Source organism: Acinetobacter minutum, from assembly GCF_035916735.1.
Classification (GTDB): domain Bacteria; phylum Pseudomonadota; class Gammaproteobacteria; order Pseudomonadales; family Moraxellaceae; genus Acinetobacter.
In genome coordinates, this window is the sequence record NZ_JAQIHG010000016.1 from 14,936 (window position 1) to 40,994 (window position 26,059).

Sequence of the window (26,059 nt, forward strand, 5' to 3'; positions counted from 1 at the left end):
ACAAGAATCCCATATTTCAACTTGATGCTACTGGTAATATATTTTGGATCAAGTTATTAAATTTGTTAGACTTGAGCCGTGATTGCGCTTCAGGTGAATGCTGCCTGTTGATAACAAGAATGCCCTGTTCTCTTGTGCACCACGGTTCAATTCTGCAATCATCCTGTTGGCAAAACAGACCTCTATTTCCCTGTAATTTTATTGTTCAAATTGAAGGACCTCCCCTACATGAGCATGCAAGACGTCATGGCTGATCTCTCCTCGCATACCCCGATGATGCAACAGTACCTTAAGGTCAAGATGCAGCATCAGCATGCGTTGCTGTTTTATCGTATGGGGGATTTTTATGAGCTGTTCTTTGACGACGCCCACAAAGCGGCCAAACTGCTCGGTATCACCCTGACCCATCGCGGTAAAACCCAAGGCGAACCGATTCCAATGGCAGGCGTGCCCTATCATTCTGCCGAAGGCTACCTTGCACGTTTGGTCAAGGCTGGTGAAACAGTGGCAATTTGTGAACAGGTCGGAGAAGTCACAGGTAAAGGCCCGGTTGAACGTCAAGTAGTGCGTATCCTGACCCCTGGAACCCTCACAGACGATGCCTTACTGAACAGCCATCAATCCTCCAATCTGGTGGCTTTATGTCTGCAACAAAACCAGATCGGGATAGCCTTACTCGACTTGAGTGCGGGTATTTTTAAAGTTCAACAACAGGAATATAAGCCGGAACAACTGCTGATTGAACTGGCACGTCTGATGCCCAGTGAAATTCTGATTGATGAAGACCTGATCGATCCCAATATTATTGAACAGATCAAGAAACAGATCGAGTGTCCCCTGACCAAACGCCCTAATGTCGATTTCAACCTAAATAACGCACAAAAAACCCTGTGTGACCAATTTGCAGTATCGACCTTATCTGGCTTTGGTATCGATCATTTACCTCTGGCCAAAGCTGCTGCAGCCGCGCTCATCCACTACGCAAAAGAAACACAAAAAACCGCCTTACCGCATATCCGCTCTGTACAGCTCGAGCAAAGCAGTGACTTTATTGCCTTAGATCCGGTCACCCGACGTAATCTGGAAATTATTGAGCCCCTCTTTGAACATGGAACTTCACTGTTTCAACTAATCAATGATTGTGAAACTGCCATGGGGGCACGCTTACTGGGCCGAACATTAATGCAGCCCATGCGCGATACTGCACTGCTAGATGCGCGTCTGGATGCCATTGAACAGCTGCTTAAAGGCTATCATGAAACACCACTTCGTCTGGTGCTGAAGGAAATCAGCGACATTGAGCGGGTGTTAAGCCGTGTCGCGCTGGGCAGCGCGCGTCCGCGTGATCTGGTTCAGTTACGTCAGGCCTGTGCCCAAATTCCATTTTTACGTCACGCTCTGCAACCGATCATTGAGCAAAAAAAATCACTGCTATTGCGACAGCTAGACCAAGAACTTGGCGATTTTAACGGATTACATCAACGATTGATGGCCGCGATTGTCGAGCACCCTCCGGTTTTGTTACGTGATGGCAATGTTATTGCAGAAGGCTTTGACAGTGAGCTGGATGAACTGCGCAAGATCCGTGACCATGCCGGACAATTCCTGATTGATCTGGAAATTCAGGAACGTGAAGCAACGGGGATTCCGACCCTAAAAATTGGCTATAACCGGGTGAGTGGCTACTACATTGAACTCACCCGTGCCCAGGCCGAACAGGCTCCTCAGCATTATATTCGTCGGCAGACGCTCAAAAATGCCGAACGCTATATCACGCCTGAGCTGAAAAGTTTCGAAGACAAAGTCCTCTCCAGCGAATCTCGTGCACTGGCACGGGAAAAAATGCTGTTCGAGATGTTGCTAGAAGAATTACGACAAGACATTGCCAATTTGCAGATCATGAGTAGTGCGATTGCCCAAATCGATTTGCTGGCAAACTTTGCCCATCAGGCCCGATTGCGTAACTGGGCACGTCCAGAATTTCACGCAGAAATCGGCATTAAAATTGTCGCAGGACGGCATCCAGTCGTAGAGGCCTTAAGTAAAACGGCATTTACCCCGAATGATACCAGCCTGGATTTTCATCACCGTCTGGCCATCATTACAGGTCCAAATATGGGCGGTAAATCAACCTTTATGCGACAAACGGCCTTGATTACCTTACTAGCCTATTGCGGTAGCTTTATTCCGGCACAATCCGCCCGACTCGGACCGATTGATCGGATTTTTACCCGTATTGGTTCTGCAGATGACCTGTCAACAGGCAAATCAACCTTTATGGTGGAAATGACCGAAACCTCGCAGATTTTACATCATGCCACTTCGCAATCCTTGGTCTTGATGGATGAGGTCGGTCGTGGAACCAGTACCTATGATGGTCTGTCTTTAGCGTGGGCATGCGTTTTAGAACTGGCCAAACGTGTGAAGTGTCTGTGTCTGTTCGCCACTCATTATTTTGAATTAACCGAATTGGCACAAGAACCGGGGATCGACAACTACCATGTCACCGCCAAAGAACTCAATGGCAATCTGATCTTGTTGCATAAAGTCCAGCATGGCCCAGCCAGTCAGAGTCATGGTTTACAGGTGGCCAAACTTGCGGGTATCCCGGCTAGCGTGATTAAAGAAGCACAAAAACGCTTAAAAATTCTGGAAAAGCAGCAACAGCAACATTTACATACCGCCGTACAAAATGACTTGTTTGCACCATTAGAAAAGAGTGTTGAAATCGCTCCTGAACCTGAACTGATTGAGGTAGTGTCACCTTCTCCTGTGCTGGAAAAATTACAGCATCTGGACATTGATGAGCTTAGTCCACGTCAGGCGCTCGCTGAATTATATGCATTAAAGGAATTACTGGCTCAACAAAATTAAAGCGGTGTTGATCTTCTAAATATGAACGGACTTTTTTGGGGAAAAGTCCGTTTTTATAGGAGCCATACACGATTTTGATCAACTTTTATTAAATTTAGTAGCCCGGCATATAACAAATATCAATAAAAGCAATTGTTACTAGAGGCTTTTTTTGCCTAAAATAAGGCAATTAATTAAAACCATATTTTTAGGTAGCTGTCGCCATGACCTTTGTTGTCACTGAAAATTGTATTAAATGTAAATACCAAGACTGCGTAGAAGTCTGCCCAGTAGACTGTTTCTATGAAGGTCCAAACTTCCTCGTAATCAATCCAGATGAATGTATCGACTGTGCGCTTTGTGAACCAGAGTGCCCAGCAAATGCCATTTTCTCTGAAGATGAATTACCAGAAGGCCAAGAAGTATTTATCGAACTGAATGCGGATTTATCACAGAAATGGCCAAATATCACGCAGATTGGTGAACAGCCTGCTGATCGTGAAGAATGGAATGGTAAACCTAATAAATTGCAATACTTAGAAAAGTAAGATCAATAAAAGACCAGCACATGCTGGTCTTTTTTTATACATAGTCGGAACATTTGATTGCAATTTAAAGCATTTTTTTGCGGCGATTTAGATTAAAATACTGGCGGTAGTGTATTAAGTAATTGATTTTTCGATGAAGCAATTTTTGAAGGGCCTGCTTACCACAAGTATCGTCCCACTTGTTATGATCGGGTGTGCGACCTCCCCTCAAAAAACCGGTCAAATGACCTCTCCTAGCGGATCACGTATTTATATCCCGCAAGAACGGATCAGCATTGAACGTCCGACATCCCCTAAGGTCACACCAGAATCTTTCTATAATTGGACTGCAATCGGCAATAATTTGGAACAGATGCAGGAATATGAACATTTTCTTGCACGTAATAATGTTTCCAATATTATCCCCACCTTTGAACTGTTACGTACGGCACGGGATTGGCAACGCTGTGGTGGCTCACAATATGCTGTACCGAACCAACAGCTCTGGGACAATCAGCTGGCGACTATTCGAATTTTTAAATATATGGTGGCTGCAAAAATCCTGACCGATTTTGAAGTGACCTCTGTGTATCGGGATTTGCCATTAAATCAGTGTGCGGGAGGGGCAAATTCTTCACGCCACCTGTTCAACTCGGCCATTGATTTCAGGATTGGACCCGAAATCCCCCAACCGGAAGATTATGCCTTTATTGAAAATACCAAGTTTAAATTATGTCAATTCTGGATTGAACATGGACAAAGTTTAAATATGGGCTTAGGCCTCTACCGTTCAGGGCAAATCCATATTGATACCCAAGGCTATCGGACTTGGGGGCCTGACCTCACCCGTAACAGTTCGATGTGCAGCAGTTATTCTTAATTTTAGAGTTTTTTTGATATTGATTTGTTGAAGATTTCAGCAATCTACCTGTTAAAAATTGCACTCTAGATTGAAAAGTTTACAATGCGCTTAACGCATTATAGGGAACACGCTCATGCAACAAATGTGGACAGAAGTCGATCAATTCATTGATTCACATTTAATTCCTGAAGACCCAAAGCTGCTACAGAACCTCAAAAATACAGCCGATAAAGGTTTCCCGGATCATCTTGCCGTGGCTCCCAACCAAGGTATGCTGTTGCAAATGCTGATACAGATGAATCACTGTAAACGTGTGCTGGAATTGGGAACTTTTGCCGCCTATAGCACTTTGTGGCTGGCACGTGCATTGCCCGACGATGGATATATTTTAACCATCGAAGGTCGTGATACACATGCGGCTTTAGCGCAAGAGAATATCGACAATGCCCAGCTGCCTCAAACGATTGATCTGCGCGTGGGTCGTGCAGCCGATATTTTACGTGGCATTGAAGTCAGCAACTTTGAACCCTTTGATTTTGTGTTTATTGATGCGGATAAACAGAGCTATGCCGAATACCTCGAGCTCAGTCTGAATTTGTGCCATTCGGGCAGCGTGATTGTGATGGATAACGTCATTCGTGCCGGAGAAATTATTAATCCCGACAACAATAAACCCAGCATTAAAGGGATTCGCGAACTGTTTGCAAGCTTACAAAATCACCCGAAAATTTTATCCTGCACGGCACTGCAAACAGTGGGCTGCAAAGGACATGATGGCTTCGCCTTAGCGATTGTGAAATAAACGCTTACACTTGTACAAAAAACAAACATGTCTTTTTTTACAAGAATTATCAAGTGATTAACGTGCTTGTCCATACAGTTATCCACAATAAATGCGGATAACTATGGATAAATTTAAATCACAAGTCAGGGATTATTTCGCCACCAACAGCGGTACACTGGCATTACGGAAAATAGTCGTTGCAATACTGCCCAAGAAAAACTGGTGAATCTTGCTATGGCTGAATGCACCGAGCACGATCAACTGAATAGAATGTTCACGCTGATACTCTAGGATATTTTCTGCAACATCGCCATAACGGTATTCAAGCACGACATCGAGCCCTGCATCGCGGAGATATTGCTCAGGTTCATTCAGCACTTCCGGTTGATCGCCTACATAAAGCAGATGACATTGCAGTTGACGCAATAAATCACTTTGTGCAATCCGTTTCATCATTTTTTGACAGGTTGGGGAATATTCATAGGCAAAAATAAATCGTGTCGGTGGCGTAAACTTTTCTCCGACTGTAAGCACAGTTGATTTTGCACCACGAATAAAGTTTTCCACATTGGTGCCTATCGGTTTATGGCGGTCTGCGGAATGATCACCCACGCGACCTATCACCGCAATGTCATCTTCCTGCAGAATGTGGAAACTCTGTTCCAGAAAATCGCCTTTTTCCTGAATTTTGCTGGCGGTAATGCCATATTTTTCCTGGATCAATTCACTGATATGCTTTAACAGATTATTACTGTAATCAACTGCCAGTTCACTTTGCTTCTGTTCGAGTTCAGCCAGCTCTTTCAGTAACATGGCATTACTTTCAAAGCCGATGACACCACTGATTTCCCCTAAATGATAGCTTGCCGGATAGTAGTCTAAAATCTGTAAGAGGACCAATTCACGTTGGGTTTGACTGGCAATCCATGCCGCAGCTTCTGCAATCGCATTAATACACGGCGACGAATCAATACAGGCAATCACTCTTTTCATTTTAATCTGCCTCTCTTCGGGCTTCAGGCCTTGGTTTTTTCTTATTTTTTAAATTAACACAACTTTTTTGCAAAGCAGTCGGATTTCTGTAAGAAAATTCCTAAAAGCGCATTTTTTGCTGTTTTTATTCACGCCAACGAATAAATTGTGCTGGATTTCCCGCCACAATCTGGCGCGACTCAACATCCTTACAGACCATGCTATTCATGCCAACAATCGCCTGTTCCCCGATATGGACACCATCTTTAATGCCGACATGTGCTCCAAGCCAGACATCTCGTCCAATTTCAATGCCTTGTGAGCGGACAGCTTGCTGATAGATGGGCTGTTGCAGATCCATGCCATGATCGAAGGCATATAAATGACTATAGGCGGCAATACGCACCTGATCATGCAGGATGATTCCTGCACGACCACCATCCAGAATACAGTGATGGTTGATCGCGACTTCACGACCAATCGTTAATGGACCATGCAAGGTACAATCTGCTGCAATAAAAGTGTTGTCACCAACGATGATTTTTCGGCCAGGTTCGGCAAATATATGCGCGAGCGGTGAGATAAAGCAGTTCTCTCCAATCTCTACGGTTTCCATTTCCATCAAATAGGCTTGATAGTCTTTTTGCCAAGCTTCTGCCCAAGCACGATGTTTGGGCTTAAGTGAATAATACAGCCAAGGCATGTAATTCAGACGATGCTGATGCTGTTCACGATATTTTAATAGAGGATCGGCTTCAGTCATTTTCTTCATCTTCCATGATTTTTAACGACTCACGACCACGCGTGATATCCCGAATTTTTAAAGCAAACGGTTCAATTTGATGGAGTTGCATTAGAGCTTCAATCCTCACCCCATCGGCTTCGTAGTGTTCCTGATAGTCGATTTGCTGCTGGGTCAATTCATACTGCAAAATGGCCCATTCATTGAAATGGCAATGAAATGTAACCTGTTTTTTCAGAATGAGCTCGATTTTTTCTGCCAGTTTCAAACATTGCCCTGCACAGCCACCATAAGCACGAACCAGTCCACCCGTCCCCAACTTAATGCCACCATACCAGCGGTTGACCAAGACCAGCACATTAGTCAGCTCATTGCCTTCAATCGTAGCTAAAATTGGACGTCCCGCTGTACCTGAGGGTTCCCCATCATCATTAAAGCGTACATGATTACCAATTTTCCAGGCCCAGCACTGATGTGTGGTGGTAGGATCTTTGTTTTCTTCAAGAAAGTCTTTCACCGCTTGCTCACTGTCAACAGGCACAGCCATCGCCTGAAAACGGCTTTTTTTGATTTCTTCTTCAAACTGAACAGGATAAGCAAGCGTGAATGGCATAAGGTCAAATCAGAATACGGCTACAAAACGGTAAAATTATAACCTGTTTTGCTTTTTGCTTTGAAAATAAAAAATCCCCATGCAAACATGAGGATTCTAAAGCAATTGATAACAGCTTAAACTGTAAAATCTTTACCTAAGTACACCTGACGAACAGTTTCGTTGTCCAGGATTTCTTGTGAAGTTCCTTCCGCTATCACCGCACCTTCACTGATGATATACGCCTTTTCACAAATCGCTAGCGTATCACGAACATTATGATCGGTAATCAAAACGCCGATACCACGATTTTTAAGACCACGGATAATTTCTTTGATATCGCCGACGGAAATCGGGTCAACACCAGCAAAAGGTTCATCCAGTAACATGAATTTCGGATCAGCAGCCAAGGCACGCGCAATTTCAGCACGACGGCGCTCACCACCCGAGACACTCATCCCTAGAGAATCTTTAATATGGGTAATTTTAAAATCGTGCAACAGCTCGTCTAAACGTTGCTGACGTTGCTGTTTATTGAGATCTTTACGAGTTTCCAGAATCGCCATAATATTTTCAGCGATGGTCAATTTACGGAAAATCGACGCTTCCTGCGGTAAATAACCAATCCCTTTGCGGGCACGCTCATGCATCGCGAGATCAGATAAATCCAGATCATCCAGATGAATCTCACCTTTATCCATCCGCACCAATCCGACCACCATATAGAAACTGGTGGTTTTGCCTGCACCGTTTGGTCCCAACAGTCCAACAATCTGGCCGCTTTGCATGGTAAAGGAAACATCTTGCACGACCCAACGTTTACTGTAATTTTTTGCAAGATGCTTGATACATAAAGTTTGTGGTTGCTGAAGTGATTGTTCCATTAATCACGTGCTCCCGGGAAAGTCTTACTCGCTGACGGCGGAATAATAATTTGTACACGGCCTTTACCTGTACCATTTGTTCCGCCCGTTGCTTCGATATCGCCCTTGTTCATACTATAGCGTAAGGTTGAACCGCGAATACTCGCCCCATCCTGAACAAGATAAGCGCCACCCGATAAGGTAATAATACCCGTTGAGGCATCATAAACAATTTTTTGTGCCTGACCACGTGCCAAGCCTTTTTTCACATCAATCTGCTGCTGGAATTTTGCCGGACGTCCTGTAGCCGTAATTGTACTAATCTCACGATTCGCATTTAACTTCGCTACAATCGAATCAGCCTGCAGACGCATAGTGCCCTGTTCAATCACCACATTGCCGCTATAAGTCGTTACACCGCTTTGCTCATTATAGGTCGCACGATCCGCCACCAAGGAAATTTGCTGGTTACGATCCGATGGTAAAGCCCAGGCAGCCGTAGCAAACGCGGTCATGCATCCCACAAAAGCCGCTTTTTTTAGGAAAGCGTTGAATAATGATGATTTATGAACTTGGTGCATACTTTCCTCGAATATTAAAAAACTCGTACTGCCCTTCATTTAAATTGGCTTTAAGCCCCTGACTGATAAATTCAGCCTGTGGCGACTGCACCACAACCTGGTGATTGGTCTCAATCTGGCGGAGTTTTGGATAACCAGTCAGCTCATCAGTACGGAAATCTAGTTGTCCTTGAGGACCAAACTTGCGAGCAACCACATCTCCACTCAAGACAATTTTTTCATTGTCATTAAAACCATTGCCCTGTTGCGCAGAAAAAGTGGCATCCACTTTGCCCTGCTGATACAGGCTGGCATCCAAGTGTTGCAAATGCGAGGTTTTGCGCTGCATGTCTTGCTCAAGACGATCGATTTTTGCACGAATATGCAAATTGCCTTGCTCGTCTGTTTGAGTGAGTTGGATTCCCTGTGCGGCATAAGTCATATTACGGCCAGACTCAATGTCCAGTTTTTGACTTTTGCCACTGAAATAGTAATAGCCCCCACTCACGGTCGCAACGGTAATCGCTATTGCATAGAGAACTTTGGTATCCATAGGTCAGGCACTATTTCCATTTCAAAAGAGGCTTAAAGGTTTAATGTGGCACAGCCAAGTATTTTTCAAGCAATTCCTGATAAACACCCTTGGCTGTTAACAACATGTCACAAACTTCACGTACTGCACCACGTCCGCCCATAGCTTGTGTGACTAAATCTGCACGACGTCGTACTTCTACATGACCATTTGGAACAGTCACACTCATGCCGGCAATCGAGAAAGCTGAAAGGTCTGGCCAGTCATCCCCCATGTATAGACAGTCTTCAGGAAAGATATTGAGCTGTGCACAGGCTTCACGCAGTGCAACACCTTTATCTTCACGACCCTGAAAAATCAGGTCTACGCCTAAATCGGTCATACGTTTATTGACGATATGACTTTGACGTCCGGTGATAATGATCACCTTCATGCCCGCCTGTTGTACCAGCTTCATCCCCAGACCGTCACGAATATCAAAGGATTTAATTTCATCGCCGCTATTGGTTAAGGTAATAAAACCATCACTTAAAATACCGTCTACATCCAGAACCAATGCCTGCATATGACGTGCATGCTCTAATAATACATACGATGCCATGATTTAATTTACCCCTGCTTGAATCAGATCATGCATGCTAATGACTCCAATGACTTTATTCGCTTCATCCACCACAACAAACTGGTTAATTTTCTTGTCACGCAATAATTCCAAAGCTTCTACCGCACGTGCTTCCGCAGAAATTGTAAACGGTTTTTTTGTCATAACATCAGCAACCGCTACATTGATATCAAACCCTTGCTGACGGTCAATCATACGACGTAAATCACCATCGGTGAAAATACCCAATAAGGTGTCATGTTCATCGACTACGGTGGTTAAACCCAGACGTTTATCACTGATTTCGTAAAGCACTTTACTCATTGGCATATCCGGTCTGACTTTTGGCAATTCAGCCCCTTTATGCATCAGATGTTTCACATGCAAAAGTAAACGTTTGCCGAGAGCACCAGCCGGATGTGAACGGGCAAAATCTTCCGCAGTAAAGCCACGTGCATCAAGCAAAGCAACCGCTAAGGCATCGCCCAAAGCCAACGTTGCAGTGGTACTCGAAGTTGGTGCTAAACCAAGTGGACAAGCCTCAGTCAAATCACCCAGCGTCAAAGCAACGTCGGCATTTTGTGGCATCGGTCCAGTATCATTCGCGCTAATCGTAATCAGTGGCACACCAAGATGCTTGATTAACGGCATCAACATCATGATCTCATCACTTTTACCGGAGTTCGATATCGCAATCAGTACGTCACCACGTACTAGCATTCCCAAGTCACCATGTCCGGCTTCACCTGGATGCATAAAGAAAGACGGTGTTCCGGTAGAGGCAAAAGTTGCTGCCATTTTACGGCCAATGTGACCGGATTTCCCCATTCCCGTCACGACCAAACGGCCTTGGCACTGCAAAATAATTTCACAGGCACGACTAAAACGCTCATCAATTTGCTCAGCCAATACATGCAAGGCTTGTTCTTCGAGGCGCAATGTTTCGCGTGCCACTTTTTGGAAATCGATCTGATTGGACATGTTCGATGAATTCAAGATAAACGTACCTTCACTCTTATTAGAGTCGCATAATTTCAATCAAAATATTGTGCAGAAGTTTAACATATCTACGCGAATCTCAGCTTTCAAAATATGAACTTTTCACAACACCATAAAAATACTGCATAAAACTTTGTGAAAAATGGAGCTTCAGTTATGATGAGTAACCTGTGTTTGAGCCTTTGAAGACCTTTATATATGCAACCTTTTGTTCTATACAACTCAGAGCAACGTAAAAAAGTTGAATTTGTACCTCGCGTCGAAGGTCATATCGACATGTATGTTTGCGGTATGACGGTTTATGATTACTGTCATATTGGCCACGCTCGAGTCATGGTTGCATTTGACTACATCATCCGCTTTTTGCGTAGTCAGGGTTGGCAAGTCAAATATGTGCGTAACATTACCGATATTGACGACAAAATTATCAAACGTGCCAATGAAAATGGCGAAACCATTCAAGCCCTGACTGACCGTTTTATTCAGGCCATGAATGACGATGCTCATCATTTGGGTTGCCTGGATCCGGATGAGTCTCCTCGCGCGACCGAATATATTGATCAGATGCAAAGCATGATTGGCACTTTAGTTAATAAAGGTGCTGCTTATCCGGCAGACAATGGTGACGTATACTTTCAGGTCGACCAATTTGCCAAATATGGCCGTTTATCGGGTCGTAAACTCGACGATATGCAAGCAGGTGCCTCAGAACGCGTCGATGTCGAAGTCGAGAAAAAACACCCGTTTGACTTTGTACTGTGGAAACATGCCAAAGAAAATGAACCGTTCTGGAACTCCCCTTGGGGCAAAGGCCGTCCAGGCTGGCACATTGAGTGTTCTGCAATGTCCACTTGCTGCCTAGGCAACCATTTTGACATTCATGGCGGTGGTAGCGATCTGCTGTTCCCGCACCATGAGAATGAAATTGCACAAAGCGAAGCGGCGACTGGTGAGCAATATGTTAATTACTGGATGCATGTCGGCTTCATCAATGTCGATGGCGAAAAAATGTCGAAGTCACTGGGAAATTTCTTCACCATCCGTGACGTGATGGAGAAATTCCATCCTGAAGTGATCCGCTACTTTATTGTTTCTTCACATTATCGTAGTCCGATCAATTTCTCGGATACCGCATTAAAAGAAGCCAAAACGACCTTGACTCGTTTCTATCACTCTTTTAAAGCCTATCAACAAGTGTATGCTGATCACAGCGTAGATACGCTTGATGAAAATTTTGTCGAACGTTTCAATGTGGCGATGCGTGATGACTTTAATACCGCAGAAGCAATTGCTGTACTGTTTGAAATCAATAAAGAATTGAACCGTGCTGTCAAAGAGCAGCAAGCTGAACAAGCAGCAGTGTATTACTCTACTCTACACCATCTCACCAACATTCTCGGGATTGTGCAGCATCCGGTTGAAGAGTTCTTAAAATCAGATATTGGTCAAGAAACTTTAGGCTTGTCAGAAGCTGAAATTAAAGATCTGATCCAGCAACGTATTGATGCAAAAAAAGCCAAAGACTTCGCGAAAGCAGATGGAATTCGTCAATCTTTGCTTGAGCAAGGTGTTGTTCTGGAAGATACCCGTCAGGGTACCATCTGGCGTCGTGCCGATTAATTAGACAGTCATGCAGAGAGAGTGTTGACAGTTTAATGAAACACTCTATAATGCGCGACATAGATTGCGGGAATAGCTCAGTTGGTAGAGCACAACCTTGCCAAGGTTGGGGTCGCGAGTTCGAGTCTCGTTTCCCGCTCCAAAATTCAAAAAGGCCTTATCACTGATAAGGCCTTTTTTTATGGATCGGTTTTGTATACATGCTTCACTTGCAACCTATCCAAACCTGCCCCTCAAGCCAAGTACGCTCAGCTTGAGGAAAACGAATCAACATCAGGCAAGATCAAAACGGTCTGCATTCATGACTTTGTTCCAAGCCGCAACAAAATCATGAACAAATTTCTCCTGGTTGTCATCTTGGGCATAATGTTCCGCATAGGAACGCAATACCGAATTAGAACCAAAAACCAGATCTACACGAGTCGCTGTCCACTTCACGGTACCGGTTGCACGATCAATTATCTGATACGAATTACGTCCAGTCGGCTGCCAGCGATAGGTCATATCGGTCAGATGTACAAAGAAGTCATTGCTCAAGACACCTACCCGATCGGTGAAGACCCCATCTTGGCTACCAGCATAATTGGTTCCCAAGACACGCATCCCACCCATTAGCACGGTCATTTCAATGGCGGTCAATCCCATCAGATGCGCACGATCCAGCAATAATTCTTCCGGTTGCGCAACATAATGCTGTTTTAGCCAGTTACGGAAACCATCAGCAAGTGGCTCCAACACTTCAAAAGATTGCACATCGGTTTGCGCTTGTGTCGCATCACCACGTCCAGGCACAAAAGGAACGTCTATGTCAAAACCGGCGGCTTTGGCAGCCTGTTCGACCCCCAGATTTCCTGCCAGCACAATCACATCTGCAATACTCGCCCCCGTCTCGGCAGCAATTTTTTCATAAATCGCCAGAACCCTAGTTAAACGTTCAGGTTCATTACCCTGCCAGTCTTTTTGAGGGGCCAGACGGATACGTGCACCATTGGCACCACCGCGATAATCCGAGCAACGAAAGGTACGTGCACTATCCCAAGCTGTCGCCACCATTTCAGCAATTGGCAAACCCGCTGCAGCAATTTTTGCTTTAACAGCAGCCACATCATAGTCACGACGACCTGCAGGAATTGGATCCTGCCAAATCAGGTCTTCAGCAGGTACTTCCGGACCGATATAACGGGTTTTTGGCCCAAGATCACGATGGGTCAATTTAAACCAGGCACGTGCAAAGACTTCATTAAAATAGGCAGGATCCTGATGGAAACGCTCGGCAATCTTGCGATACTCCGGATCCATTTTTAATGCCATATCGGCATCAGTCATCATCGGCATACAGCGAATAGAAGCATCTTCGACATCCGCCGGTTTGTCTTCTTCCTTGATACTCACCGGTTGCCATTGCCAAGCACCTGCAGGACTCTTAGTCTGCTCCCAATCATGGTTCAGTAGCATATCAAAATAGCCGTTGTCCCATTGGGTTGGATGGGTGGTCCATGCTCCTTCAATACCACTGGTAACGGTATCGCGACCAATACCACGTGTCGTGTGATTCACCCAACCCAAACCTTGTTCCTCAATATCAGAGGCTTCCGGTGCAGGTCCTAAATTGGCTGCATTACCATTACCATGCGCCTTCCCGACAGTATGTCCACCCGCTGTCAAAGCCACCGTTTCTTCATCATTCATGGCCATACGGGCAAAGGTCACACGCATGTCTTGTGCTGTTTTTAATGGATCTGGGTGACCATCCACCCCTTCAGGATTGACATAAATCAGCCCCATCATTACCGCAGCCAACGGATTTTCCAGATCACGTTGCCCTGAATAACGGCTACCTTCACTTCCAGTTGGTGCCAACCATTCTTTTTCAGCACCCCAGTAAATGTCTTTTTCTGGGTGCCAGACATCTTCGCGTCCGAAAGCAAAACCGAAAGTTTTGAATCCCATCGATTCATAAGCCACATTACCGGCCAAAATAAACAGATCAGCCCAGCTCAGTTTATTGCCATATTTCTTTTTAATCGGCCAAAGTAAACGACGGGCTTTATCCAGGTTACCGTTGTCTGGCCAAGAGTTAAGCGGAGCAAAACGCTGGCTGCCGGTTCCTGCCCCACCACGACCATCCGCAATTCGGTAAGTCCCAGCAGAGTGCCAAGCCATACGCACCATCAAACCACCATAATGACCCCAATCTGCTGGCCACCAAGCCTGACTTTGAGTCATGAAATCAGTCAGGTCTTTTTTCAGTGCAGCGACATCCAGTTTTTTAACTTCTTCACGATAATTGAAATTTTGTAATGGATTGGTCTTGCGATCATGTTGATGCAAAATATCTAGATTGAGTGCATTCGGCCACCACGCCATATTCGATGTACCACTCACGGTATGTGCACCATGCATCACCGGGCACTGACCTTTTGTTGTTGAATGTTGTTCACTCATATGCATCTCCGTTTATCGTTTTAATAAAGTTCTAAACTTCCCTCTGCGATGTGCATTCTATGGTTGTCAAAATTAAATGTCATCGCGCTTGAAACGTGCTTCACCTGAATAAAAATAGATCCGCCTGTAAGACAGTTTTTTTGTTATGCACGTGTTGCTTTTATTACACAAAACTCAAGCTATAGCTTGATCGTAACTGAGCCTTGGCTTTTTTGCTATTGTTTTGTTTGATTATGTTTTTGTCTATTGATGGGTATGAATTCATGATGACATCGCGCTAAAAAATCTGCTTTTGACAGCTCTACATGACCAAGCAATCACAACTGAGCGATGTTTGCATTCAGCGTTTTTTTGAGATCAATCTGCTTGAGAAGAAGAATTCTGCCGGAATTTTAGTCTGATCGGCTTCGAATCTGTAGAAATCGAATTCTTCCAGAAAGTTTGGGTTGAAATGCTTGTGAATAGAACAACGAGTCGGTGAAATCAATAAAGAATTTAGAGTGGCTCAAGCAAAAGAGCGTTATGCACCCTTTTGCTTGATGACTAGATTTACACTCAAGAGTTTAGCTTAATCGTAGTGCACCACACTACGGATCGATTTCCCTTCATGCATCAGATCAAAAGCTTCATTGATCTGATCCAGCCCCATGGTATGGGTGACAAACGGCTCTAACTGGATTTCACCTTTCATAGCATCTTCTACCATGCCGGGTAATTGACTACGACCTTTAACGCCACCGAAGGCAGTGCCTTTCCAGGTACGTCCGGTTACTAACTGGAATGGACGAGTTGAGATTTCCTGACCGGCACCTGCCACGCCGATAATCACGGATTGTCCCCAGCCACGATGTGCACACTCCAGCGCCGCACGCATGACATTCACATTGCCAATACATTCAAAGGAATGATCAACGCCCCAACCGGTCATTTCCACAATCACCTGCTGGATGGGCTTGTCATAATCTTTCGGATTGACAAAATCGGTTGCACCAAACTGTTTCGCAAGTTCGAACTTGTCAGGATTGGTATCAATCACAATAATACGGCCCGCTTTCGCTTGGCGTGCACCCTGTACCACCGCCAGACCGATGCCACCTAAACCAAAGACTGCGACACTATCACCTTCCTGTACTTTTGCCGTGTTATGTACCGCACCAATGCCGGTCGTTACACCACAGCCCAACAGGCAGACATGCTCATGGTTGGCTTCGGGGTGGATTTTGGCCAGAGAAACTTCTGCAACCACAGTGTACTCACTAAAGGTTGAACACCCCATATAGTGATAAATTGGCTGACCGTTATAAGAGAAACGAGTCGTACCATCCGGCATTAGCCCCTTACCTTGAGTTTCACGTACCGCCACACACAGGTTGGTTTTACCAGACTTACAGAACAGACACTCACCACACTCAGCGGTATACAGCGGAATCACATGATCACCAGGTTGAACACTGGTTACACCTTCACCCACTTCCACCACGACACCGGCACCTTCATGGCCTAGGATGACTGGAAAAACGCCTTCTGGATCATCCCCCGATAAGGTGAAAGCATCGGTATGACACACGCCCGTATGGCTAATCTTGATCAGCACTTCTCCGGCCTTCGGTGGAGCGACATCCACTTCTACAATTTGTAGAGGTTGACCTGGACCAAATGCGACTGCTGCACGAGATTTCATAGAAATATCTCCTAATGGTGCTACTTTAAATAGGATTTGAGGATTTTGCTGATCTCGACCAGCTCCTCCGCTCTGTCCTGCTCTGAGGTTTCACCCGATACCAGGGTGTCTTTTAAATGGATCTCGAGAAGCTCGGTCATCAAACCATTGGTTGCTCCGCGAATGGCACAAATCTGCTGAAGAATAGAAGCACAGGCGGTGTCGTCTTCTAGTGCTCGTTCTAGTGATTGAATTTGCCCTTTAATTCGGCGTACCCGTAACAGCATTTTCTTTTTGTCTTCTACTTGTTTCGGCATCATTGAATCCAATATCTATACTATACCCTAGTATAGTATTAATAAATGAATAATCCAGCCTTAAAATTGTTTCGAGTTTTTTCTCAAACATGAATCGTACGGTTAAAGCACACAATATTGTTTTAATGTAAGCAAAAGATTACAACTCAAAGCGTTTTTGTCGGCTTTGCTCTTCGTATCATTTTTTCTATATTTAAGTCATACGGAACAGGATGTTCCACAGACATAAAACAATAATTATAAGTCAAATGCAGGAAGCTCGAAAAAGAGTCCCCCCCAAACCCTAATACCCTCAAGCCCCTGATCTCAAGTCAGGGGCTTGTTGCATTACGACAAAACAGTTTTTCCCCCATACACCTAGACTAAAAAGATATGTTGCATGTGGCATTCCTCTAGTTTCACAACTCAACTGAGCTATAAAATTCTTATAAATGCGAATAGAAATTACTATTCCTCTCATTTTCTTCATAATTTTACGTTAAGCTTCCACAAAATTTCTCATATATGAACTCGCTGGATTGATTATGAAGTCTCAACGCATTGAAAGGAAAATCACGCCGCTGAGCTTAGCCCTCCTTGCCATCACCTCACCTGCGTGGGCAGCAGACACAGAAACAACGTCTTCGGCAACACCAACAACCGAATCTACTCCACAGATCCTCAAAACCCTGACTTTTCAGGCAAGCCCTGACAACCAGAACCAAGACATTAGCGCCGTCGCCAAAACGGTCGTGACGCGCGAAGAAATGTTGCAATATGGCGATCAGTCAGTGAGTGATGCTTTACGGCGTGCCGCCGGTTTCCAATTACCTGCACCCGGACAAGGCCCACGTGGCAATAGTGTAGCTTCAGGGATGCGCTTTCGCGGTGGAGGTGGCCCCACTTTCCTGATTAACGGAGAACCCGTACAAGGTGGTCCACGTGGTGGCATGTCGGTCGTCGACAGCATTACCACTGATATGATTGAACGGATCGAGATTGTCAAACAGCCTAGTGTGGCACAGGCTTCAGTTGCCTCTTCAGCGATCGTCAATATTATTTTAAAAGAACCGCTTGATGCTCTAATCAATGGCAATATTCGCATCGGTTATGGCGAAGTTGATTCTGGCCAAGAACAGGAAATGCGTAAACAACTCAGTGTACAAACCGATGGTCGCCAAAATGCCTGGAGCTATAGCCTGTCTGCCAATCAGATGTGGCTAGATACCACAGCGATGAGTCAGACCACCGATCACACGGGAAAAAGCACCGTGCAGAAACGTATTACTGACCGGGTGATGCAAATGCTGGCGCCACGTGTTGAATATAGTCTGGATGATGAACAGAAACTGGTGGCTGAACTGTTTTATCGTGACATGCAAAGTCAGGGTCACCGCAACGGACAATTACAGGATGATGACAACAGCAGTATAAGGCTAAACACGCGTTATGAACGCAATGCCGATCACGCTTCTGACAAAGTGCGCTTCTCAACTGAACGCCAGACAGAAACCCAATTAACCCGTTCTTTGGATCGTTCGGTCTATACCGATGAAACGATTCATGAGTATGGCTTGGCTTATGATGGCTTGCGCAAGCTGGATGATGACAAACAGATCAAATTTGGCACGGATTTGCGCAGTAATGAACTGAAAAGCAATGTGGCCGAGACACTGGATGAACGGCGATATGCTTTATATAGTGAGGGCAGTTGGCGTTTTACCCCACAACAAACCTTAACTTTTGGGGCTCGGCAGGAATGGATTCAACGCAGAGGACTGGTCGATTATGATGATCAGCATTTTAGTCCTGTCTTAGCACATCGCTTTGAATTCACTGATGCCTGGTCATTACAAACCAACCTGAGCCGTGCTTTTCAAAGTCCGCAAAGCAGTCGTTTAGCCCCCACGGTCAGCATCTCCACAGATAGCGATGCCGGTAGCCTGAATAACCCCGATCGCGGCGGCAATCCTACCTTAAAACCGGAGAGAATCACTGCACTTGAAACCACTTTAGGCTATAACACCGCATCAGGTGGTATGAATATGACAGCTTTCCAGCGCAACATTGTGGATTATATCGAAAACGTGATTGCTCTCGAAGGTGACCGTTACGTGCAGCGCCCTCAAAACCAGAGCAAAGCAACCGCTTATGGGGTTGAAATTTCTGGGCGTTATGCCATCAAACAAACGGCTGCAGGTCACGTTTTAATGCTGAATGGGCAACTTTCCAGCATTCGCGCTAAAATTGACAATAATACGACCGGTGAACGTCTGGCGAGCGATGTTGCACCGTACACTGCCAGCATGGGTCTATCTTATAGCTACCAGCCTTGGCAGCTCTCCACCAGTTTTACTCTGAATTACACACCGAAATTTACTCGTGCCTTGAACGATCAACCTTATGAACGTACCACCAATCAACGTGTAAATCTGGATCTCAGTGTAAGCAAGAAATTCGGACAAGGTTGGGGCACAACTTTGACGGCTCGCAATATTCTGGCAACAGATTACAAGGAATTCTTGACTCAACAATCCGATGGTACGCTCTATGAATCCCGAGTGAACTCTTCGATCCCAAGTGTATGGTTAACTCTGGAAAAGAAATTCTAATATCCCATTAAACCTCTAGCACCAAATGCTTGCATGAATACCCGCTCAAGTAAGCGGGTATTTTTAACTCTACTCAATAAATGGGCCAAAACATAAGATTCAGCAGAATTCTGCACACATGTTTCTTTTGTAATGACAAAAGATACTGCTCACACATTTATTTACAGCTTAAACTTAAAGATGAGTTATTTATAACTTCCGTGAATGTTCTTTCAATTTATAGTTAGGTTCAGCAATTCGGCTGTGGCTAAGCATCTCAATCATCAAGAAAAAGTAGATTGCTCAAAATTTGACAAATCGCCAAAAAGTTCATTGTGATATTCATCACTAATAGCCAACTTAAATATAAATGTGATCACGATTCAAAAAAATTAAAACAAAATGCTTAAATTTAAGATATTTACATTCAATTATTTTTTAGGTATTTATGATTTTTAATACGAATTAAATATTATTAAATATGATAGAAAATTCAGTTGCCGTCAGTATGGGAGAAGTCGCTACCGACTTTTGTCCTACATTGAACAGTTGTGGCTATTTTGCCCGAGGTGCCTTTGCACTCGAAAATTTATGCGTCTTTAAATGGTTTGAAAGCCCTACAGATTTGAGTGATCATCTGCTTGAAATTGAAATGCTGATGTTTCAATTAGATCGTCGTCAATTAAAGGCACTCTATCAGGTAGTTTGGCCCATGTTGCATGATTTAACCCATGAAACACTCACCAGTGAATTACGTGAAGAAATCAACCGACAGTTCCAGGACATGTTGATTCTTGAATGGTGGGGGAGTTTTGAAGATTTAGCTTTCGGTTCTTCAGCCTTCGCAGGCAAAGTTCGTAAACATTTTCGTTTTCAGAAATTAGAATTGTCCGATGCTCCCTTGCATGTCAACGAACAAAACCAGTTTATTGAATATATCCGCTCTTACGGCCTGAGCAGATCACCTGGCTGGCAGCCTTGGATTAGGACTGAAAGAATATAAATATCTCCCGTTCAACTAAAAATTACAGCAGTTAAATACCTCATTTATTCAGGTAGATTACCCAACATAATCTACCTGTGTTCTTACAAAAATTCCTGAATGAGATCAATCACCTGATCTGGTTTTTCTGCATGCAACCAGTGTCCCGCCTGCTCAATAGTTTGCACTTGTGCCAAAGGAAACTGAGCCTCAATCGCGGATAGATACTGCTCCTGAACATATGGGGATACCCCACCTCGAATGAACAAACTTGGCTTTGTAAAAGCGGTTTGAGTTTTCCAAGACAGAATATCGGCATAATGCGCCTGGATCGCATGGATATTAAAACGCCATTTTCCAGCAGCAAAAGATTTCATTAAAAATTGAATGACCATGTCTTGCTGCAAATATTGACGCATAATTTGAGTCGCTTCAGTGCGTGAACTGACCTGGGCTTGTTCCACTGCAAATAAAGCTTTGAGGATTTCATCATGCTGCCGTACCTGGTAAGCAACGGGTGCCATATCCAGAATAACCAGCTTTTCTACACGTTCTGGAATTAAACTGGCCAGCCGCATCGCCACTTTTCCACCCATTGAGTGACCAATCAGAATGCAGGATCCAATGTGAAGGACATCCAATGTTTCTCGGACATCGGCAGCCATGTGCGCATAGTCCATTTCTTCGGATTGTGGTGATAAACCATGATTACGCATGTCCAATTGTAAAACAGGATAGCGTTCCTTGAAGGCACGCGCGATCACACCTAGATTGCCAATGCTTCCAAAGAGTCCATGGATTAGGACAATGGTCGGTGCATCGGAAATTGCAGTATCAACTGCTGGCTGCAGATCATAATTTAATAACATGATTTGATTCTGTGTTCAGATTTTTCAGGGCTTATCATATGCGCAATTTTGCTCGACGCTCAATCAATCACGCTGATAATTTTTTATGTTTCAGCGAATTGAATCAATTTAAAAAGAGAGCTACCGGATTGTTCTTTTGTTAAGTTTTTGTTATATAAATTCTTAAATAAGAACTAGAACATCCATGATGAAATTTTCCTCTAATAATATCTTGATTATTCTATCTCTCATTGTCCTCGTTGCGACTTTCGTCATTCTGATCTATCGGATTGTAACGGCTTAATTCGAGTGACCCTGATATCGCAATCTTAGCGATCATCAGAATCATTCGGCTGACTCATCTCAAAACCTCATATAAAGGCATCGATCCTTTTAATCGTGATCCGATATTTCATAGATAAGATATAGCATCATTTGCGAATTTTAAATATCGCTCACGATATCGTTTTATTCCATATACCCTTTCGCGCAAATAGCAAGATGAAACAGTCGCTGCGTTTTTCATTCAGACGACTGCTTCATCTTCACACTATAGATTTGCTCTATTTGCTACTTAAAGCGCAAGTTGTTGCCAGATCTTTTGCAGACGTGTTGGGGATACTGGCATTTTGGTTTTCATCGGCTGTGAAAATAGGGAAATCCGCAGTTCTTCCACCATTGGGTACAACTCATCTTGCAGACGTTCCTCATTTTTAAAGTTGAATAACTTATCCATCCAAGGATCCACTTGCATAATCGCCTGTTCATCACGCTGTAAGTTATTCGGCAATCGCTCCAGACGGATCAGCAAGGCTTTCAAATAGCGTGGATATTCAACCCAAGTCCGAGCCTGTTTACAGTAAACAAAATCTTTCAGACTCATTAAATCCAGCTGATCCTCAATATCATCGATGCTGCGGCCAAAAATATCAGCATCTATCATCAATAATTTTCGTCGAATCTCTTGCCACTGGATATAAATTTCGCTCAACATCTTTAGAGCTTCTTGTCCCTGCGACAAGAAGTTCTTTTTCACTGCATCCAAGGTCTGTTGAAATTCTGCCGCATTGATCGGCAAATCCACCATGGCCAATTGCAAGGTAGCATAGACCAGCATCTGCTCCAGTTGAGCTTTATCCCCTAAAGGGGAATAGGCCAATGCTAAGGGTTTGGCGATCTGCTTTTTCAACTGGCGGATCAAATCCCCTAACTGTAAATGAATCAGACGAATCACGCCCTCACGATGCTGGCGGATCGCTTCGGCCTGATCATTAAAGGTCTGGATCACCACACCGGATTCATCCTTAGCCTCCAATTCTGCAAATGCTTTGGCAGCAACCAAAGCCTGATACTGCTTGACCACCACCCCGGTCACTTTCTGGCTGGCTTCAAAAACAAAACTCTCCGGGAAGGTTTTAAACTCCCCTTTTAGTTGTTTCACAGGGCGATGAGTTTCGACACGGCAACGGGCTTTTAATTCACTCAGATCACGTCCCTGCTCGATCACCCGGCCTTTTTCATCCACGACCTTGATCAAAGGCAATAAATACGGCTCGACCCGTTCAAACGAAAAGTCTTTTTCCGCGATCTGCTCACCACGCAACTGGAAAGCCAAAAACCGAAACAGATGTTCACGCAAATGCACCGCATCGATTTTTTGTAGCAGCTTACGTGCAGTATCCGGAATTGGCACCAAATTACGGCGTTTGTCCTTGGGCAAGACTTTCAGTAAGGCCTCAATCAAATCCTGACGCCAACCAGGAATACCCCACGACCAGATGTTTTCATCCACTTGCGGCAAAGCCTGTAACGGAATTTTCACGGTCGCACCATCTTCGTCATGACTTGGATCAAAGCGGTAACTGGTCGCCAGCTTTAACTCACCATTACGCAAATAATCTGGGAACTGTTGTGTAGTCGGCCGGTCATTGAGCCACAGCGCATCATCTTCGACAAATAAATAACGCGGATTTTTCGGCTCAACTGTGGCTCGCCAGTCTTCAAATGAGCGTCGGCTCGCTACTTCCGGCGGTATACGCTCAGCATAGAACTGGTAAATGGTTTCTTCATCGACCACCAGATCACGACGGCGCAATTTATCCTCAACCCGTTCCACCTCTTCCAACTTGAGCAAGTTATGCTGCAAGAATGGCGGCATAATGCCGAGATTGCCTGTGGTAAGTGCATCACGCAGGAAAATTTCATGCGCGGCGGCCTGATCAACTTTTTCAAAATTGACTTGCTGTTTCGGCTGGATGATCAGACCAAACAGCGAGATTTGTGCATAGGCATGCACAACCCCTGCTTTCTTCGACCAGTGCGGCTCAAAATAGTGATATTTCAGCAGGTCACGCGCGGCGAGCAGAATCCATTCGGGTTCAATCTTGGCCAAGGTGCGCAAATATACCTGTGAGGTTTCTACCATTTCAAAGGCCATCACCCAAGGTGTATTGGTCTTATGCAAGGTTGAAGCAGGGAAAATTCGTGCTTTCTGCTGACGCACCGCCATAAACACATTGCGTTCATCGGTTTTGTTGGCAATAAATGATAACAAACCAGTCAACAAAGCACGATGCAAATTCTCATAATTGGCCGGTTTTTCATTAAACGATAACTTTAAACCTTCAGCCAACTCGGTCAGTTGCCGATGGGTCTGCTTCCATTCTCGCAGGCGTAACCAGCTTAAAAAATGCTGACGCGCAAAGGCACGCCGCTTGTTTTCACTTTGAATATCTTGATTGTTACTGAGCGTATCCCAGAGTTTTAAATAAAACAGGAAGTCGGAATCCGCTTCTTTAAACAAGGCATGTTTTTGATCTGCCTGCATCTGTTTATCGGCCGGACGTTCACGTGGATCTTGTACCGCCAGTGCCGACACGACGATCAGCACTTCTTTCAGCACACCAAAATGTGCCCCACCGACGATCATCCGGGCCAGACGCGGATCAATCGGCATCCGCGCCATCATCTGTCCAACTTTGGTCAGTTCACCTTTATTTTCATTCAGTGCGCCAAGTTCAACCAGCAGCTTACGTCCATCATTGACCAAACGATGATCCGGTGGCTCAATAAAATCAAACTGTTCCAGTGAGCCCAGACCCAGACTCTGCATTTGCAGAATCACCGAGGCCAGGTTGGTCCGTTTGATTTCCGGTTCGGTAAATTCTGGACGGCTGAGGAAATCTTCTTCGCTATATAGACGAATACAAACGCCCGGTGCAATACGGCCACAACGGCCTTTACGTTGGTTGGCCGCTGCCTGCGAAATCGCTTCAATTGGTAGGCGTTGTACACGAGAACGATAGTTATAACGCGAGATGCGGGCAAAGCCACTGTCAATCACATAGCGGATATTCGGTACAGTCAACGCGGTTTCTGCCACGTTGGTGGCAATAATAATCCGTCGCCCTTTACCACTTGGGCTGAAAATTTTTTGCTGTTCGGCAATGGCCAGACGAGCAAAGAGCGGCAGAATTTCGGTATGACGTGGCCCGTATTTTTGCAGAGTTTCCTGTAGTTCGCGGATTTCCTGCTCGGTACTGGCAAAAATCAGAATATCGGCATGTTCCGGATGGCCTTTTTCTTCGGCATCCTGAAAACACTCTTCCACCGCTTGCACCACCGCTCGCGGCAGGTTTTCCTCAAAATCATCGAAGTCATCATCATCACTGCCACCAATCGTCAGTTCAGAAATCGGACGATAGCGCACTTCAACCGGATAACTACGGCCTTCGACTTCAAAAATCGGGGCATTATTGAAATATTGGCTGAAACGATTTACGTCTAAAGTCGCTGAAGTCACAATGATTTTCAGATCAGGGCGTTTTGGCAGTAACTGTTTCAAATAACCCATGATGAAATCGATATTTAACGAACGTTCATGCGCTTCATCAATGATAATGGTGTCATATTTACTCAGATATTTGTCATTGGCCAGTTCTGCTAGCAAAATCCCGTCCGTCATCAAACGGACAATTGAGTCTTGTGAACCCTGTTCATTGAAGCGGATTTTAAAACTGATGGCCTCGCCCAACTGCTGCCCGACTTCTTCGGCGATGCGCTGTGACACACTGCGTGCCGCCAGACGACGCGGCTGGGTATGACCGATCAGGCCAGTGAGACCACGACCAGCCAACATGGCAATCTGTGGTAACTGGGTAGTTTTACCAGAACCAGTTTCACCAGCCACAATAATCACCTGATGCTGCTGAATCGCCTGAATCAGCCGATCCGCATACTGGGTCACCGGCAGTTCCTGATTCAGCTTGATCTGTGGAATGCGAGCCAGACGTTCACGGACTTTATGGTTGGAACGTTCAAACAGTTCCTGATATTTTTCTGGATGGGCTTCTTTACCTTTACGCAGTCGATTTAAACGATGTCGGTCACGCGCCATGACAAATTGATCTACATTTAAATGACTCAGCACCGGGCTCATATCCTTGTATATACAAAATCTAGGTTGGTCGCCTATTTTACGTGGGAATGCCGACTAGAGAAAGCAAACCACCAGGGATATATTTTTTCTTTTTTAAAACATCTGCCCTTGAATTCAGATCATTCGTCTCCATAAATTTGAAAGCACTAAAATCGTGATGTGGTTGTCATGCGGATATCATCTGATTCCAGTTCAATAGACAACACAGCGCGTGTGATGAAATAGCATCGGGAAACGGATAAAATTCATTTTTCCGATTCCTTCAATAAAAAAATACTATTTCACCAATAAC

General features: G+C 44.7%; 20 protein-coding genes and 1 tRNA gene. 8 read left to right on the top strand and 13 right to left on the bottom strand.

Going from position 1 to position 26,059, the window contains the following annotated elements:
• Positions 1-228 precede the first annotated feature (228 nt).
• The 4 genes from mutS to PAE54_RS08080 all read left to right on the top strand — a co-directional run bounded on the left by mutS (position 229) and on the right by PAE54_RS08080 (position 5,044).
• Positions 229-2,874 (top strand): DNA mismatch repair protein MutS, encoded by a 2,646-nt coding sequence (gene mutS / locus PAE54_RS08065; protein WP_326519044.1) that lies wholly within the window; start codon positions 229-231, stop codon positions 2,872-2,874.
• A 203-nt stretch (positions 2,875-3,077) separates the two neighbouring features.
• Positions 3,078-3,401, top strand: a complete 324-nt coding sequence (gene fdxA, locus PAE54_RS08070) for a ferredoxin FdxA (protein ID WP_273778909.1) — start codon at positions 3,078-3,080, stop codon at positions 3,399-3,401.
• A gap of 133 nt (positions 3,402-3,534) precedes the next feature.
• Positions 3,535-4,260 carry a D-Ala-D-Ala carboxypeptidase family metallohydrolase gene (locus PAE54_RS08075; protein WP_273778908.1) on the top strand — a complete coding sequence of 242 codons (726 nt, stop codon included), beginning with the start codon at positions 3,535-3,537 and terminating at the stop codon, positions 4,258-4,260.
• A 115-nt stretch (positions 4,261-4,375) separates the two neighbouring features.
• Positions 4,376-5,044 carry an O-methyltransferase gene (locus PAE54_RS08080; RefSeq protein WP_326519045.1) on the top strand — a complete coding sequence of 223 codons (669 nt, stop codon included), beginning with the start codon at positions 4,376-4,378 and terminating at the stop codon, positions 5,042-5,044.
• Between the two features lie 132 nt (positions 5,045-5,176).
• Here PAE54_RS08080 and PAE54_RS08085 read toward each other — a convergent pair whose 3' ends face one another.
• From PAE54_RS08085 to PAE54_RS08120, 8 genes are all read right to left on the bottom strand, one after another.
• Positions 5,177-6,019 carry a universal stress protein gene (locus PAE54_RS08085; protein WP_326519046.1) on the bottom strand — a complete coding sequence of 281 codons (843 nt, stop codon included), beginning with the start codon at positions 6,017-6,019 and terminating at the stop codon, positions 5,177-5,179.
• A 124-nt stretch (positions 6,020-6,143) separates the two neighbouring features.
• On the bottom strand, positions 6,144-6,761 hold the full coding sequence (locus PAE54_RS08090; protein ID WP_326519047.1) for an acyltransferase: 618 nt from the start codon (positions 6,759-6,761) through the stop codon (positions 6,144-6,146).
• Entirely contained in the window at positions 6,754-7,353 is a 600-nt protein-coding gene (locus tag PAE54_RS08095; protein WP_326519048.1) for an IMPACT family protein, read from the bottom strand. Before PAE54_RS08095 ends, PAE54_RS08090 begins: the two co-directional genes overlap by 8 nt.
• A 116-nt stretch (positions 7,354-7,469) precedes the next feature.
• On the bottom strand, positions 7,470-8,216 hold the full coding sequence (lptB, locus tag PAE54_RS08100) for an LPS export ABC transporter ATP-binding protein (RefSeq protein WP_326519049.1): 747 nt from the start codon (positions 8,214-8,216) through the stop codon (positions 7,470-7,472).
• On the bottom strand, positions 8,216-8,776 hold the full coding sequence (gene lptA, locus PAE54_RS08105) for a lipopolysaccharide transport periplasmic protein LptA (RefSeq protein ID WP_273778902.1): 561 nt from the start codon (positions 8,774-8,776) through the stop codon (positions 8,216-8,218). The genes lptB and lptA overlap by 1 nt, the downstream gene beginning before the upstream one ends.
• Positions 8,760-9,308 carry an LPS export ABC transporter periplasmic protein LptC gene (gene lptC / locus PAE54_RS08110; protein ID WP_326519050.1) on the bottom strand — a complete coding sequence of 183 codons (549 nt, stop codon included), beginning with the start codon at positions 9,306-9,308 and terminating at the stop codon, positions 8,760-8,762. Before lptC ends, lptA begins: the two co-directional genes overlap by 17 nt.
• Before the next feature lie 40 nt (positions 9,309-9,348).
• The gene (locus tag PAE54_RS08115) at positions 9,349-9,888 is read right to left on the bottom strand and encodes a KdsC family phosphatase (protein ID WP_273778899.1); all 540 of its coding nucleotides are present in this window, start codon (positions 9,886-9,888) and stop codon (positions 9,349-9,351) included.
• Between the two features lie 3 nt (positions 9,889-9,891).
• Positions 9,892-10,869 (bottom strand): KpsF/GutQ family sugar-phosphate isomerase, encoded by a 978-nt coding sequence (locus PAE54_RS08120; RefSeq protein WP_326519051.1) that lies wholly within the window; start codon positions 10,867-10,869, stop codon positions 9,892-9,894.
• Between the two features lie 216 nt (positions 10,870-11,085).
• On the opposite strand from PAE54_RS08120, the gene cysS reads away from it, so the two are divergent.
• Together cysS and PAE54_RS08130 are read left to right on the top strand one after the other, a co-directional pair.
• Positions 11,086-12,507 (top strand): cysteine--tRNA ligase, encoded by a 1,422-nt coding sequence (gene cysS / locus PAE54_RS08125; RefSeq protein ID WP_326519052.1) that lies wholly within the window; start codon positions 11,086-11,088, stop codon positions 12,505-12,507.
• Between the two features lie 66 nt (positions 12,508-12,573).
• Positions 12,574-12,649 (top strand) — tRNA-Gly (locus tag PAE54_RS08130).
• A 131-nt stretch (positions 12,650-12,780) separates the two neighbouring features.
• Here PAE54_RS08130 and katG read toward each other — a convergent pair.
• The 3 genes from katG to PAE54_RS08145 form a co-directional block, all read right to left on the bottom strand.
• Positions 12,781-14,952, bottom strand: a complete 2,172-nt coding sequence (gene katG, locus PAE54_RS08135) for a catalase/peroxidase HPI (protein WP_326519053.1) — start codon at positions 14,950-14,952, stop codon at positions 12,781-12,783.
• 568 nt (positions 14,953-15,520) lie between these two features.
• Entirely contained in the window at positions 15,521-16,633 is a 1,113-nt protein-coding gene (locus tag PAE54_RS08140) for an S-(hydroxymethyl)glutathione dehydrogenase/class III alcohol dehydrogenase (RefSeq protein ID WP_326519054.1), read from the bottom strand.
• 20 nt (positions 16,634-16,653) lie between these two features.
• Positions 16,654-16,929 (bottom strand): metal/formaldehyde-sensitive transcriptional repressor, encoded by a 276-nt coding sequence (locus PAE54_RS08145; protein WP_273778892.1) that lies wholly within the window; start codon positions 16,927-16,929, stop codon positions 16,654-16,656.
• Between the two features lie 524 nt (positions 16,930-17,453).
• On the opposite strand from PAE54_RS08145, the gene PAE54_RS08150 reads away from it, so the two are divergent.
• Both PAE54_RS08150 and PAE54_RS08155 read left to right on the top strand, forming a co-directional pair.
• Entirely contained in the window at positions 17,454-19,520 is a 2,067-nt protein-coding gene (locus PAE54_RS08150; protein WP_326519055.1) for a TonB-dependent receptor plug domain-containing protein, read from the top strand.
• A 460-nt stretch (positions 19,521-19,980) separates the two neighbouring features.
• Complete coding sequence (locus PAE54_RS08155; RefSeq protein WP_326519056.1) at positions 19,981-20,502, top strand: hypothetical protein; 522 nt, start codon at positions 19,981-19,983, stop codon at positions 20,500-20,502.
• Between the two features lie 83 nt (positions 20,503-20,585).
• On the opposite strand, the gene PAE54_RS08160 is transcribed toward PAE54_RS08155, so the two are convergent.
• Together PAE54_RS08160 and hrpA are read right to left on the bottom strand one after the other, a co-directional pair.
• Positions 20,586-21,350 (bottom strand): alpha/beta fold hydrolase, encoded by a 765-nt coding sequence (locus PAE54_RS08160; protein WP_326519057.1) that lies wholly within the window; start codon positions 21,348-21,350, stop codon positions 20,586-20,588.
• Between the two features lie 553 nt (positions 21,351-21,903).
• Entirely contained in the window at positions 21,904-25,767 is a 3,864-nt protein-coding gene (hrpA, locus tag PAE54_RS08165) for an ATP-dependent RNA helicase HrpA (RefSeq protein WP_442784392.1), read from the bottom strand.
• Positions 25,768-26,059 lie beyond the last annotated feature (292 nt).